The 13,192-nt window shown below is 69.6% G+C and carries 17 protein-coding genes and 1 tRNA gene; 8 read left to right on the forward strand and 10 right to left on the reverse strand.

The genetic code is table 11. The features are described from left to right. The first annotated feature begins 419 nt into the window (after positions 1–419). Positions 420–1,082, forward strand: a complete 663-nt coding sequence (locus AB0C25_RS31990; protein ID WP_357378215.1) for a class I SAM-dependent methyltransferase — start codon at positions 420–422, stop codon at positions 1,080–1,082. A gap of 353 nt (positions 1,083–1,435) precedes the next feature. Here the strand turns inward: AB0C25_RS31990 and AB0C25_RS31995 are convergent, their stop codons facing one another. Beyond that, on the reverse strand, positions 1,436–1,576 hold the full coding sequence (locus AB0C25_RS31995; RefSeq protein ID WP_357378217.1) for a hypothetical protein: 141 nt from the start codon (positions 1,574–1,576) through the stop codon (positions 1,436–1,438). Positions 1,577–1,772: 196 nt separating this feature from the next. Here AB0C25_RS31995 and AB0C25_RS32000 point away from each other — a divergent pair, with 196 nt between their 5' ends. Next, positions 1,773–2,180 carry a hypothetical protein gene (locus tag AB0C25_RS32000; protein ID WP_357378219.1) on the forward strand — a complete coding sequence of 136 codons (408 nt, stop codon included), beginning with the start codon at positions 1,773–1,775 and terminating at the stop codon, positions 2,178–2,180. Positions 2,181–2,372: 192 nt separating this feature from the next. After that, positions 2,373–2,867, forward strand: coding sequence for an SMI1/KNR4 family protein (locus AB0C25_RS32005; protein WP_357378375.1), 495 nt, complete (start codon positions 2,373–2,375; stop codon positions 2,865–2,867). Positions 2,868–3,212: 345 nt separating this feature from the next. Here the strand turns inward: AB0C25_RS32005 and AB0C25_RS32010 are convergent, their stop codons facing one another. From AB0C25_RS32010 to AB0C25_RS32020, 3 genes are all read right to left on the reverse strand, one after another. Next, complete coding sequence (locus AB0C25_RS32010; protein ID WP_357378221.1) at positions 3,213–4,370, reverse strand: cellulose binding domain-containing protein; 1,158 nt, start codon at positions 4,368–4,370, stop codon at positions 3,213–3,215. A gap of 859 nt (positions 4,371–5,229) precedes the next feature. Continuing rightward, positions 5,230–5,301, reverse strand: a tRNA-Val gene (locus AB0C25_RS32015). Between the two features lie 50 nt (positions 5,302–5,351). Further along, positions 5,352–5,930 carry a TIGR02611 family protein gene (locus AB0C25_RS32020; protein ID WP_357378223.1) on the reverse strand — a complete coding sequence of 193 codons (579 nt, stop codon included), beginning with the start codon at positions 5,928–5,930 and terminating at the stop codon, positions 5,352–5,354. Between the two features lie 273 nt (positions 5,931–6,203). Here AB0C25_RS32020 and AB0C25_RS32025 point away from each other — a divergent pair, with 273 nt between their 5' ends. After that, a complete protein-coding gene (locus tag AB0C25_RS32025; protein ID WP_007457244.1) occupies positions 6,204–6,635 on the forward strand; it encodes an SsgA family sporulation/cell division regulator in 432 nt (143 codons plus the stop codon). A gap of 114 nt (positions 6,636–6,749) precedes the next feature. Here AB0C25_RS32025 and AB0C25_RS32030 read toward each other — a convergent pair whose 3' ends face one another. After that, entirely contained in the window at positions 6,750–7,526 is a 777-nt protein-coding gene (locus AB0C25_RS32030) for a glucose 1-dehydrogenase (protein WP_357378225.1), read from the reverse strand. Between the two features lie 203 nt (positions 7,527–7,729). On the opposite strand from AB0C25_RS32030, the gene AB0C25_RS32035 reads away from it, so the two are divergent. Beyond that, positions 7,730–8,722: an AraC family transcriptional regulator gene (locus AB0C25_RS32035; protein ID WP_357378227.1), complete on the forward strand. Its 993-nt coding sequence runs from the start codon at positions 7,730–7,732 to the stop codon at positions 8,720–8,722. 7 nt (positions 8,723–8,729) lie between these two features. Further along, a complete protein-coding gene (locus AB0C25_RS32040; protein ID WP_355032917.1) occupies positions 8,730–9,185 on the forward strand; it encodes an Rrf2 family transcriptional regulator in 456 nt (151 codons plus the stop codon). Between the two features lie 39 nt (positions 9,186–9,224). Here AB0C25_RS32040 and AB0C25_RS32045 read toward each other — a convergent pair whose 3' ends face one another. The 3 genes from AB0C25_RS32045 to AB0C25_RS32055 all read right to left on the reverse strand — a co-directional run bounded on the left by AB0C25_RS32045 (position 9,225) and on the right by AB0C25_RS32055 (position 10,721). Further along, positions 9,225–9,836, reverse strand: a complete 612-nt coding sequence (locus AB0C25_RS32045) for a malonic semialdehyde reductase (protein WP_357378229.1) — start codon at positions 9,834–9,836, stop codon at positions 9,225–9,227. Beyond that, positions 9,833–10,393 (reverse strand): flavin reductase family protein, encoded by a 561-nt coding sequence (locus AB0C25_RS32050; protein ID WP_357378231.1) that lies wholly within the window; start codon positions 10,391–10,393, stop codon positions 9,833–9,835. Before AB0C25_RS32050 ends, AB0C25_RS32045 begins: the two co-directional genes overlap by 4 nt. Before the next feature lie 250 nt (positions 10,394–10,643). After that, positions 10,644–10,721 carry a putative leader peptide gene (locus AB0C25_RS32055; protein WP_350938629.1) on the reverse strand — a complete coding sequence of 26 codons (78 nt, stop codon included), beginning with the start codon at positions 10,719–10,721 and terminating at the stop codon, positions 10,644–10,646. A 247-nt stretch (positions 10,722–10,968) separates the two neighbouring features. Here AB0C25_RS32055 and AB0C25_RS32060 point away from each other — a divergent pair, with 247 nt between their 5' ends. Beyond that, on the forward strand, positions 10,969–11,148 hold the full coding sequence (locus AB0C25_RS32060) for a DUF4236 domain-containing protein (RefSeq protein ID WP_030333600.1): 180 nt from the start codon (positions 10,969–10,971) through the stop codon (positions 11,146–11,148). 93 nt (positions 11,149–11,241) lie between these two features. Here AB0C25_RS32060 and AB0C25_RS32065 read toward each other — a convergent pair whose 3' ends face one another. Together AB0C25_RS32065 and AB0C25_RS32070 are read right to left on the reverse strand one after the other, a co-directional pair. Next, a complete protein-coding gene (locus tag AB0C25_RS32065; protein ID WP_357378233.1) occupies positions 11,242–12,114 on the reverse strand; it encodes a hypothetical protein in 873 nt (290 codons plus the stop codon). 25 nt (positions 12,115–12,139) lie between these two features. After that, entirely contained in the window at positions 12,140–12,661 is a 522-nt protein-coding gene (locus tag AB0C25_RS32070; protein ID WP_357247987.1) for a VOC family protein, read from the reverse strand. 49 nt (positions 12,662–12,710) lie between these two features. On the opposite strand from AB0C25_RS32070, the gene AB0C25_RS32075 reads away from it, so the two are divergent. Next, positions 12,711–13,172, forward strand: a complete 462-nt coding sequence (locus tag AB0C25_RS32075) for a MarR family transcriptional regulator (RefSeq protein ID WP_357378377.1) — start codon at positions 12,711–12,713, stop codon at positions 13,170–13,172. Positions 13,173–13,192: the final 20 nt, after the last annotated feature.

Consider the following 13,192-nt stretch of genomic DNA (forward strand, 5'->3'; position numbering starts at 1 on the left):
TCCGACGCCAGCACCAAGCCGAAGCCAAGATCAGCCACTACGCACGACAAGCCCTCACTGAGCCCTGAAACGGATCTCCTGCTGGAGTACTAGACCTGCGCACACTCCCCTGCCAGGCCACATAGAAGCTTGTCGACCGCTGTGCAGAACCGCAGAGCACTCCGCGGGAACAGGACGCCGGACCAACTCTGACCTGCGGCAACGTGGAGCCGCAGGCAGGGGTGGGTGCAGTTGAAGGCCGTTGGACGCCGTTGAGCGCAGTTGAATGCCGTTCAGAGCAGCCTGATGCTCCCCATCTGCTCCCCGATCCGGGCCCGGCAGCGCCCTTGTCGGGAATGAGCGCCGCCTCGTCCCAGTAAGGCTTCATCGACTTGCCGTAGTCACGCAGCACCGCCGGTGCCGCGCCCTATAGTCCCTCCGTGGACGCCAACACCAAAGAGTTGAGAGCCGCACACGACGTCCTCGCCGAGTTCTACGCCGAACGCCTGGCAGATGCTCTGGATCGCATGCCCGCGGAACGGGCCGTCCTCGACCTGTTCTGCGACCTGACGCTTGCCACGGACTTGGGCATCAACGTCGGCGACGTTGGCTGCGGGACGGGACGCCTCGCGCCCTACCTGGCGGCCAAGGGTCTGACACCGTGGGGAGTCGACCTCTCACCCGAGATGATCCGCGTGGCTCAGCGTGACCATGCCGCTTACCGATTCGACGTCGCCGACCTGCGCGAGCTGCCCTTCGAGGACGCGTCGCTAGTAGGCGTGCTTTGCTGGTACTCCCTCATCTTCCTGAAACCAGGCGATCGACAAGCGGCCTTTGGCGAGCTGTATCGCGTCATCAAGCCGGGCGGCTATCTGGTGACCGCGTTCAAGGCCGGCAGCAGTCAGGTCCGACGTGCGGGCCGCAGCGCCAATTTAGGTGTTGAGTTCGACCTTTACTGGCAGACCCCGCAGGAGATGGAACAAAACGTCACGGACGCTGGCTTCACCACCGTGTTCTGGGGCGGCGTCCCCGCCGATGGGCCGGGCAGCCCCGCGCAGGGGTATCTGCTCGCCCGGAAAGCTGTTGCTGATCCACCACGTTGACGCGCATACCCTCAACTAGGCGTGACCGGACGGCTTCGGCGTCACAGCCGGATACTCACCGCGACGCCCCGTCGGACATGATCGGATGTGTCGGCGCATCCAGTACCGTCCGGGCTGTGGCAGCCAGAGCAGCGGGAGCGTTTCGTCGGACGCCCATCGAGCGATCAGACCAACGGGTCGCATGGGACCGGACAGACCAGGCCTTCTTCGCTGCCGGAGCCTGTCACATCCTCGCCTGGGCTTGCCGGGACTTCTATCCAGACAGGTCCATCGACATAACCGCGATGCGCCTCCCAGGCCAGCTGCACGTCATCCACACCTACGCGGCCTGGGACGCTTGGGCGTTCGACCACTCAGGCTGGAATCCCGAGCCCCAACTGCTGGCGGTCAACACGAACTTCGAAGGCCAACCGCTCACGCGCATCAAGATCACGGAAGGTCTCGCTGAGTTCTGCCAGAAGCACCACCACCGCATGCCGAACCAGTACTGGCATGACCCGCGACCCCGCGCCCGCGACTACATCGGCCGACACCTCCCGCCCTGGACATAGCCGTACCGGGCACTCGCACCGGCAACGCACATTTACCGAGCGGGCACCGGCCGTCTACACGCCCGAGCGGATGGCAGGGATCGTGGTGCAACGACCACGAGTAAACTGCCCGGGTTGGCTGAGCACGCCGGAGGACGCCATGAGTTGGGACGTTCTTATCTTCGACGCCCCGGCCGACGCCAGGTCGGTTGACCAGCTTCCGCAGGACTTCAATCCGCCGCCGTTGGGAACTGGGCCGGATGTCAGGCGGTGGCTACGTGAAACCCTTCAGGACCTCGACCTCTCGGATCCTGAGTGGGGGCGCTTGGTCGGTCCGACTTGGCACATCGAGCTCAACATCGGGTCGCACGACCCCGTTGATTCGATCATGTTGTACGTGCGTGGAGGCGGCGACGACGTTCTGGCCGTTATCGCGCGGATCGTCGCCTCGGTTGGTGGTCGCGCTCTCGACATCTCGACCGGCGAGTTCCTAACCGGCGAGCCCACTCAGACGGCTGGATGGCACGGCTTCCAGCAGTACCGGGACCAGATTCTTCGCGGCAGCTGACGCCTGCAAGTCCGGGGAAACGCAATCGTCACCAATAAGTGGCCCGTCCGCCGCTGCGATGCGCGAGCGACCCGTAACCAGCGCACGCCAGTCCCGCGGAGCAGGCAGCTCCGGGCGTGCCACCGCGGACAGCATCAGACTGTGGAGCTGAAGTTGTTTCTGCAACTGGCGCTGAGCGACTACCGTCAGCGCGTGCTCGATCCCACGATCGTCTTCGACACCTCCGGTCCGCTGGAAAGCCCGCTCACAGACGAGGTTCTGCGGGAGGTGGAGGCGCAACTCGGACGCAACGTACCCGCTGCGTACATCGATCTGGCCCAGCGACACAACGGCGGGGTGTTGGCCCGTGACGCCCACCCCTCGCCCAGCCGAACCTCCTGGTCCGCAAACTACGTGGCTGTGTACACACTCGCGGCGATCGGTCGGACTGCTCACTTCAGCCTGTGCGGAGAACTCGGAAACGCGTTCTGGATAGACGAGTGGGGCTACCCCGACATCGGCATCTACATCGCCGACTGCCCCTCGGCGGGCCACGACATGATCGCCCTCGACTACCGATCCCCCGGCGAGCCGACAGTCGTACACGTCGACCAGGAGTGGAACTACCAGATCACGGTCATCGCCCGTGACTTCGAGACGTTCCTAGGCGGCCTCGTCGACGAAACCGAGTTTGATGGAGACGATTGATCGCCCGCTCGGCACCCGCGCAGCGACCCTGAGTGCAGAGTGCGCGCCCGCCACTGGCGCCTTCGGGTTCGCCGAAGAGGTCTCCAGTCTGAAGGTCCTGGTCAGGGCACTGCCTGTGGGATCGGTGTCTCGAATGACGGAACGACGGCGGACTCCAGCAAGCTCACCCGCAACGCCAAAGCTCCAGCAAGCTGTTTGAGGCGACCGCCGCAGGTTCACCCACCACGACGGTCACCGCCAACCCCGATGGCCTGGTCGAATTGACCCAGAGCGCCGTGCCGACTCGCAAACGTGTCGACGGCCAGTGGAAGGACCTTGGTCAGCCCTTAACGGAGGGCCGAGGCGCTAACGGATGGTGAAGGTCAGCGGGTTCGAGATGCCGAGGCCGCCGTGGGAATCGTGGACCCGCACGGTGAAAGTGGACGACGTGCCGGCCGACAGGGCAGCCTGGAACTGGTAGCGCTGTCCGCTGTTGGTCGGCGTCACGGCCAACCGGGTCGCGCCGAGGTAAAGCTCCACCCGGCTGACGAGGTCCCCGGGATCGGTATCGGCGACGTCGGCGACCAGCGTGACGGTCGTCGGTTCGAGGAAGTAGGTCTGCCCGCCGGGGGTGCTCAGCGCCGCCGCCGGCGGGTGGTTGGTGCCGGTGGACGCCGGCGTCACCACCGTGACCAGCAGCGGCGGCGCAGCGCCGGGCAGCGATTGGTCGGTGCCGGCCGAGACGTACAGCACGAAGGTGGTGCTGGTGCCGGGCTCCCCGATCGGTGGTGTCCACAGCGCCTCGTACCGGTCACCGGTCGTCCTCACCCCCCGAGCCACCGTGACGCCGTCCACCCGGAACGACACCGAGGTGATGCTGTGTCCGCCTCCCACGGTCGCGGTCGCCGCCAGCGGGACGGTTCCCGGCGTGGTGTACACCGCGCCGGCGGTCGGGCTGAGCCAGGTGACGATCGCCGGGTAGTCAGCGACCGGCGGTGTGGCCGTCCGGGTCGGCGTCACGCTGGGCAGGACGCCGCCGGTGCACGTGACGCCGTTGAGCGTGAACGACGCCGGTATGGGGTTGCTGCCTGACCAGGCGCCAACGAAACCGATGTTCGCGGAGCCATTGGTGCCCAGGGTCGCGTTCCAGCCCAGATTGGTCGCGCTGACCTGCTGGCCCGCCTGGGCCCAGGTGGCGCTCCAGGTTTGCGTGAGCCGCTGGTCGACCGCAGGGAACGCGAACCGCAGCGTCCACCCGTTGACTAGGTCACCCAAGTTGGTGACCGCGATGTCGGCGTGGAAGCCACCGGTCCACTGGCTGGTGACGACGTAGTTCACCCGACACCCGGCCGCCGCGTTCGCCGCACTGGCGTGTGAGATCGCGGCCATCATCGCGACCATGGCAACAGCGATGGCGGCCACAGCAGTCAGCGACTTCCGCATGGCACACCTCGCCGTAGATAGCTGCACGTCAATGAATAGGTCGACTGTCCTGCTGCTCCGCCTTCCTGTCAAGGCACGCACGGCAGTCCTGCCGCCGGCAGGACAACTGACAGCCCGCCCATGGCTGATCGGTAGCGGCCACAGCGCCGAGCAGGCAGAAGAGTGGATAGCGCAGCTTCCCGCCTGGACCGCGACCGACCGCCAGGTCCTGCACGACTTCCCGTCAAAGAACGCAACGAAGTGGCGGCGAAGTCCCGGCAGAAAACCGAGCGCCAGGTACGACCTCGCAGTGTGGACCGGCGGGTGGGCAGATCACCAGACCGACGGCCATCAGTCAGCCCCGAGCCACAGCGCGGGGCACCCTCGTGATGTGGGCGCCGGTGCCACTGTCCCGCCACGGTGGACGACCTGACACCCAGCGATTGGCGTGAGCAACCAAGGCCGCCGCATGGGTCGAACTCGCGCTGCTCCTCCAGTGGCTGATCGGCAGCGGCCACAGCGCGGAACAGGCAGAAGAGTGGCTAACCCAGCTTCCCGCATGGACGGCGACCGACCGGCAGGTCCTGGACCACTTCGCGTCGAAGAACGCAACAAAGTGGGCCGTCCAGTCCCGGCAGAGCGCCGAGCTCTGGGTACACGACCTCGCAATGTGGACCGGCGAATGGGCCAACCATCGGACCCACGGCCGCCAGCCAACCCATGAGCCATAACCGGGGCCACCCTCTCGCCACGCGGCACCGGCAGCGGCCGGCCCAACTCCTCAACTAGCCAGCAGGCCCGCTCGGGCCGCACATCAGGTCACTCAACCAGACAGGTCCACGGCGGCCCTAAGATAGACCAGCCGCGCTGCTCCCAATCTGCTCCTAATGTAAGCAGCACATACGGCGAAGCCCGTTACCGACTGATCCGGCAACGGGCCTCTGACCTGCAAAACTAAGGGTGGGCGATGCTGGTATCGAACCAGCGACCTCTTCGGTGTGAACGAAGCGCTCTCCCACTGAGCTAATCGCCCTCAGCGCCACTGACTCTACCCGATCGTGGAACGAGACCGGAAATCCGGGGTCAGTGCGTCGCGAGGTACTGCATCACCTTGGCGACCAGGTCGATGCCGAGGCTGAACTTGAGCGACAGCCAGACCACGGTGGCCACGAAGACCAGGCCGACGGACCCGAGCACGATTCGCACTGCTAGTGACTGTCGGGTCACCCACTGTGTCCAGCCGTGGACGTGTCGGCGGGTGAAGCCGAGCAGCCGGCGCGCCCAGTGGTATTCGACGGCCCAGATGCCCAATCCGGCGATCACCAGCAGCCAGCCGGGGCCGGGCAGGGGGATGAGAGCGATGCCGATGGTCACCACGATCGCTCCCGCGATCGCAATGAAGATCTTGAGGGCGATCCGCCCGGTGGGGTTGGCCCGGATGAGGTCGAGTGTCAGCGAGATCCGCTCCCGCCAGCGGGGGCGGCGCGGCGGGTCCCCGACGACGAGGACACCGCCGGGACGATCGGCGTCGGACGTTGGCCGATCGGCGCGTTCGGGCTGCTCCATCGTTGTTCCGTACCCCCGCTTTTCGGCTGCTCGGACCGCGACCTTCGGTGGGCTGGGCGCCGCGGGCCGATCCACTGAGGATTTCTTCGCCACCATTTCACCCCCCAGTGTCGCTCAGGCCCGTCACTGCAACGGCCGACTGGACGTTACCGGAGTAAGTCGACGACTGAACCACCCGATGCCGGGCGGGATCACGCACTGGGCAGAACCGGAAATCCTACATGAATGTTCACATTCACGCGGCCTTTCCGTCCCCCTTCCCACCACTGGGTGAAGTCAGCGTATGGCGGAGCGTAGCCAGGAGTAGCACCTGAGTATGGGAAAAGCGGGACACGCGCGTTCCGCAGCGGTGCCGGGGGGAGAACGTCCATGAGTGTCATCCGACCGACGACCGTAGAGGTCGAGACGTCGCTAAGGCTCGTCGCACCTGACGCCACCGCCTTGCCGGTGCGTGCCAGTCTGCGTTACGACCCTGCTGACCCGTATGCGGTCCATGTCCTGTTCCATGCCGAATCGGCAGGGGGCGAGGCGGTGAGTTGGTCGTTCGCTCGCGAACTTCTGGTCACCGGCCTGGACGAGCCGGCCGGCATCGGTGATGTTCGGGTCTGGCCCTGGGCCACACCGCGCGGCGACTTCGTCGCGCTGGCCCTCTCGTCACCGGACGGCAACGCCCTCTTCGAGGTGCCGCGCAGCGTTCTGGTGCGTTTCCTTCGACGGACGTACGTCGTCGTCCCGCGCGGCCGCGAAGCCGAGCACCTGGACGTCGACACAGCGGTGAACCGGCTGCTCGCCGGTCGCTGAGCACCGCCTGAACGGGCAACACCGGCCATACCGGGGCCGCGCGGATCTGCCGAGTCCGCGCGGCCCTGGCACACCCGGGGGTACGCGGGCAGCCCGACCCGGGCTGGCCGATGCTCAGCCGTGGGTGGTGATGCCCCCGTCGACGGGGATGACCGCCCCGGTGAGGTAGGCGCCCGCCCGCGACGACAGGTAGATGGCCGTGCCGGCCATGTCCTCGGGGCGTCCGATGCGGCCCAGCGGCACCTGCTGCTCGATGGCGGCCCGGCTGGCGGGGTCCTCCAGCGCGAAGGCCATCATCTTGCTCTCGAACGGGCCGGGCGCGATCGCGTTGACGGTGATCTGTTCGGCGGCGAGTTGGTGGGCCAGGCTGCGGGTGAGCATGTGCACGGCTGCCTTGGTGGCCGAGTACGCGTACACCTCCATCATCGGGACCCGGATGCCGTCGATCGACCCGATGTTGATCACGCGGGCCGGGTCGTCGGCGCTGGCCGCCGCGCGCAGCGCCGGCAACAGCGCGGTGGTGAGCCGGAAGACGGCCTTGACGTTGACGGCCCAGAGCTTGTCGAACGCGGCCTCCGGGTAGTTTTCCAGCGGTGCGCCCCAGGTCGCGCCGGCGTTGTTGACGAGCACGTCGAGGCGGTCGAAGCGCTCACGTACGGCGGCGGCCAGCGCCTCGGCGCCGGTGTCGTCGCCGAGGTCGGCGGGGATGGCCTCGCACCGACCCTCGGCGGAGAGTTCCTTGGCGACCGCCTCGCAGACGTCGGCCTTCCGAGACGAGATGATCACGTGTGCGCCGGCCCGCACGAAGCCCTGGGCGATCATCAGACCGATCCCCCGCGACCCGCCGGTGACCAGGACCGTCTTACCTTCGACCGAGAACAGCTGCGTCATGCCCATCCCATCGCGAGTCGGCGGGGCCGCCGACCGGTCGGGCGGCCGACGGAGCGCCGGGCGGACCGCGGACCGGACGGCACTACCGCCGGGTAACGTAGCCCGGTCGCCGGGACGGCGACAAGCCCCGCGGGCGGCGCCGATTCCGCGACCCGCGTCGATTGGGATGCGGTGACCTGCGGTTCGGGCTACCGTCGCAGGCGATGGTCTTCACCGGTCCCTCCCCCGCGCCACCGATCGGTTCGGCTCCACCCGTACCCGACGAGATCGCCACGTTCGCGCTGGCCGCCCTTGCCGGTGCCCCGGGCTGGCGTCGGCCGGTGATCGTCGAGCAGGAGTTGCTGATCCTCACCACCCGTGGGCACGGCGATGCGGAACTCGACTTCCACCTGCTGCCGTGCCGGCCCGGCACACTGCTGCGGGTCCGCGCCGGCCAGGCGCTGCGCTGCGCCGGCCCGCAGTTCGACGCCACGGTGGTCTCCTGGGACCCCGAGGCGCTGCGCGGCTTCGACGTCGACCCGGACGCGCCCGTCACCTGGCGGCAACTGGCCGGCGAGGACGAGGACGCGGTGATCACCGAGGTGAGCCAGTTGGCGGTGGACTGCCAGCGGCACCCCGACGACCGCACCGCCCGCGCGCTGCTCCGCCACCAACTGGCCGTGCTGCTGCTGCGACTCACCCTGGCCGGTGCCGACCGCCCGACCTCCCGCCCCGAGGATGAGACGTTCCACCGGTTCCGCCAGGAGGTCGAGCACCGCTACCCGCACACCCGACGGGTGGAGGACTATGCCGCCGATCTCCGCTGCTCGGTGCGTACCCTGACCCGGGCGTGCCTGGCCGTCACCGGCCGCAGCGCCAAGCAGGTCATCGACGAGCGGGTCGCCTTGCAGGCCGGTCGGCTGCTCGCCGCGACCGATCAACCGATCGCCCAGATCGGCCGGCAGCTCGGCTTCTCCGAGCCGACGAACTTCGGCCGCTTCTTCACCCGGGAGGTCGGGGTCAGCCCCGGCGCGTTCCGGGCCGCCCGCGACCACCGCGCGACCGGCCGGGTGGTCCGACCTCGACCGCCCGTCGAGCCGACGGCCGGCGGCGGCGGCAGATTCCGCGCCGGCGCGCTCGGCGAACCGGCAAACGGCGGCCACGCCGGGCCGTCCGGGTCGCCCACCGGACCGGCCCGCGGCACCGGCCGGGCATGATGACGGGGTGCAGATCTCCGCGCGCGGCGACTACGCGGTACGGGCGGCACTGAGCCTCGCCACCGCGTACCCCTCGCTGCTGTCCACCCAGGCCATCGCCGGGGAGCAGGACATGCCCCGCAAGTTCCTGGAGGCGGTCCTGGCGGATCTGCGCCGGGCCGGCATCGTCCGCGCCCAGCGCGGCGCCGAGGGCGGCTACACACTGGCCCGTCCGCCGCGCGAGGTGACCGTCGGCGCGGTGCTGCGGGCGGTGGACGGCCCGCTGGCCGGGGTGCGCGGCCTGCGCCCCGAGGAGACCCGGTACGAGGGTGCGGCGGAGAACCTGCCCGGCCTGTGGGTGGCGGTGCGGGCGGCAGTGCGACGCGTGGTCGACGAGGTGAGCCTCGCCGAGATCGTCAGTGGTCGACTGCCCGCCCACGTGCGCAAGCTCACCGCGCTGCCCGACGCGTGGGAGCCACGCTGATCCACTCTCGCGCGGGAGCCACGCTGATCCACCCGCGCGTCAGAGCGTCCGGACCACGTCCTCGGTGCTCAGCCGGGGCAGCCGATCCTGCCAGGAGCCCGGGCCGGGACGGCCCACGTTCATGACCAGCAGCGCCTCGTGCCGCCCGTCGGGAAAGAACTCCCGGGTCACGCCCGCCGTGTCGAACCCGGCCATCGGACCGGCGGCGAGCCCCGCCGCGCGGACGCCCACCAGCAGGTAGCCGATCTGCAGGGTCGCACTGAACCGGGCCTGTTCGACCCGGGTCACCCGATCGGTGAGCCAGTCGCGGGCCTGTGGGCGGTGCGGGTACAGCTCGGGCAGTCGCTCGTGGAAGTCCACGTCGGCGGCGAGCACCGCCACCAGCGGGGCGCTGGCGGTCTTCGCCCGGTTGCTCGACGACAGGTGGGGCAGCAGTCGCGCCCGGGCCGCCGCGCTGCGCAGCAGCAGCACCCGCAGCGGTTGGCCGTTGTACGCGGTCGGCCCGTACCGGATCAGGTCGTGGATCGCCGCGACCTCGGCGTCGGTGACCGGCTCGTCGGTGAACGTGTTGGCCGTGCGGGCCGCCCGGAACAGCAGGTCCTGGGCGGCCCGGTCCAGCGCGAGCAGGTCCGGTGAGGTCGCTGCCGTCACCGGGGCACCGGCACGGTGTAGCCGCCGCGGTGGTGCACCAGTGGCGTGCCGTCGCCGCCGTCGCCGAGCGCCAGCGGCTCGGCGATCACGAGCGTGTGGTCACCGGCGGGCACCCGGTGCACCACCCGGCAGAACAGTCGGGCCAGCACGCCGGTCAGCAGCGGCACCCCGAATGGTCCAGGCGACCAGTCCGGGTACGCGGCGAACCGGTCGATGCCACTGGTGGCGAAGATCGTCGCGGCGTCCCGCTGCCCCGCGGTCAGCAGGTGCACCGCGACGTGCTCGGCGCGGGCCAGCACCGGCCAGCTCGACGACGCCGTGCCGAGGCAGAACGAGACGAGCGGAGGATCAAGCGACACCGACGTGAACGAGGTGGCGGTGAAACCGGCCCGGATCGGCGCGCCGATCCCACCCCGGTAGGCGGGGTCGGTGGCGCGGGCGACCGCGGTGACCACTGTGACGCTGGTGGCCTGTCGACGCAGCAGGGCACGGAACAGGTCCGAACTCACCGGTCGCAGCTCGGCCGCGTCCACCGGTGGACGCTCCACGGTGGTCATGCCGACACCGGAGCCGGCGTCGGGTGTGTACGGGGCCGGCTGGAGCGGCTCCGCGGGCCGGTGCCGCGGCAGCGGGCCGCGGCGGTGATCGGGGCGTCGGCAAAACGGGGTGGGGACATGCGCAGTCTCCTGATCTGTCCACGGTGGGAGGCGGGGACGCTCGGAGGGGGTGGGGAGGCACGCTGCTCCGCGTTGAGCGGGCCGGCGGTGTGAGTGTGACGCTGGAGCCGAGCCGGATGAACCGGTCAGCTCAACAGAGCGCGCTCGCGTGCCGGACCAGGTCGACGTGCACACGAGCGGTGAGGTGAAGCTCATCCCGCTGCGACATGACCTCATGTTGCCGGGACGGGATCGGCCGGTCAACGGTCTTCCAGAAGGTGAGAATTGCACCGTCGCCGATGCAATGAAGCACCACTAGCAGTGCCTACCGTCGCAGAACACCTATCTGTTGAATAGAGATTGACGGTGCGCGACCGACACTGTCCAGGACGGACGGCGAGAGGGTTTCAAAAGTCGTCGGTTCGGGCATGTTCGATCTCGACACGGCAGGGAACGGTGACGAGGGGAGACCTCCGATGGGCCTCATGTTTCGCAAGCGCAAGAAGTACGGTCCGATCATCCTGAACTTCACCGAGAACGGCTTCTCCTCGTGGAGCATCAAGATCGGGCGCTGGTCCTGGAACTCCAAGGCCCGCGCGCACCGGGTCGACCTGCCGGGTCCACTGTCCTGGAAGCAGGACAAGTCCCGGTCGTAGCCTCCCGGGAGTCGAGCGGGGTGCCGGTGATTCACCGGCACCCCGCTCGGCGTCTGCGGGTTCTCAACTCCCGGCCCGGGGCGGGGAGGGGCCTCAGCTCGGCGTGATCAGCTCGTCGCCGGCGAGCTTGCCGGCCTCGCGGTCGCGCCGCACGTCGCCCGCGTCGAGCAGGTCGGCCAGCGCCCGGTTGGCGTCGGCGGCACGGTAGACCGTCGCGGTGAGGGTGTGCCGACGCAGCTCGGTGACCGGCCGTGGACCGCCGCGACGCAGCTCGGCCAGCAGTGCCTGGGCCAGCGGTTCGAGGTCGGGATCGCCGGCCACGTCGACAGTCGCGCCGGCCGGGTCGCGGTAGCGCACGCCGAGGTCCGCGCCGACCGCCCAGAGCGCGTCGCGGACCGCCTCCAGGCTCCGGTCCGAACGACTGCCGAACGCGATCACGCCGGCGGCCTCGTCATCCGTCAGCACCGGTGCCAGCTCGGCGACCAGGGGAAAGCCGACCGCGACGAGCGCGTGACGGGCACTGCCGCCCGCGTGCAGCAGCACCTCGCCGGTACGGCCGTTGGCGGCGGCGGTGAGCAGTTCCCGGCTCACCTCGCCGGGCACGTCCACGAACGAGAACAGCGGCGATCCGGCCGCGCCGGCCGCCTTCACGGCGACCGGCAGCCGGTCCGGGGCGCCGGGCAGCAGGTGCACGGTGACCTCGGCGGGCAGCTCCGCCTCGACCGGGCCGAGGCGGGCCGGCAGGTCGGGTGCGCCGTCGGCCAGCACCAGCACCGTCACCTGCCGCCCGCGCAGCTGGTCGGCGTGCGCGGCGACCAGCTGCAGCGCGGCCACCGCGCCGCCCGCGTCGGTGCCGGCGAGCGCCACGGTGGCCCGCCGGGCGCGGTGCAGGGCGGTGGGCAGCCAGGTGGTCAGCTGGCGGACCAGCAGCGCGCGGAGGAAATCGGTGGTCCGGTCGGTCGGCATCGGTCCGTTCTACCGTACGACCTGGTCAGGCCGGCACGGAGATCCCCACCCCGCCCCGGGTCTGCCCGCCGTAGCGCTGCCGTTCGGCGTCCAGGTCGAGCCGGCCGATCTGCTTGCGGGCGGTCAGCGCGGCGTCGTCGAGCAGGTTGGCGGGGACCAGCCAGACGATTTCGAACTCCAGGCCGTCCGGGTCCTGCCCGTAGAGGCTCTTGGTCGTGCCGTGGTCGGAGGTGCCGACAAGTGCCCCGGCGGCGGCGAGCCGCTCGGCGGTGACGGCCAACTCGTCGAGGGTGTCCACCTCCCAGGCGAGGTGGTAGAGGCCGACGGTGGCTCGGCCGGCGGTCGACCGCCCGGCTCCGGCGCCGATCTCGAACAAGCCGAGGTCGTGGTCGTTCGTGGAGTCGGGGGCCTGGAGGAAGGTGGCGCCCCGGAAACCGTCCGGGGTCATCGCCACCGCACGGAAGCCCAGCACGTCCCGGTAGAACGCGACGCTGCGGGCGAGGTCACTGACGTAGAGGACCGCGTGGTTGAGCCGGTGGATACCCATGCCCCCAGGCTAGCGCGCTTTGGTTGAACGTTCAACTATCTGCGTTATGATGGCCGTCATGACCCGCTGGCTGGACCCCGACGAACAGCGCACGTGGCGCGCGTACCTCGCCGCGTCCCGGATGCTGATGGACACCCTCGACCGCGAGCTGCAGCGCGAGGCGGGCATGCCGCACGCGTACTACGAGATCCTGGTCCGGCTCTCCGAGGCCCCCGGCCGCCAACTACGGATGAGCGACCTGGCCGAGGCCGCGGGGTCGTCGCGCAGCCGGCTCTCGCACGCGGTGGCCCGGCTGGAGGCGGCCGGATGGGTGCGCCGCGAGGACTGCCCCACCGACCGCCGTGGGCAGGTCGCGCTGCTCACCGACGAGGGTTTCGCGACCCTCGCGGCCGCCGCGCCCGGCCACGTCGAGGGGGTACGCCGACATCTGTTCGACGCGTTGAGCCCCGCTCAGGTCGACCAGTTACGCCGAATCAGCGAAACCCTGGCCGACCACCTGAGGAGATCCTGACCAATCGACACCGGCGCGGG

Source organism: Micromonospora sp. NPDC048839 (genome assembly GCF_040649915.1).
Lineage (GTDB): Bacteria > Actinomycetota > Actinomycetes > Mycobacteriales > Micromonosporaceae > Micromonospora.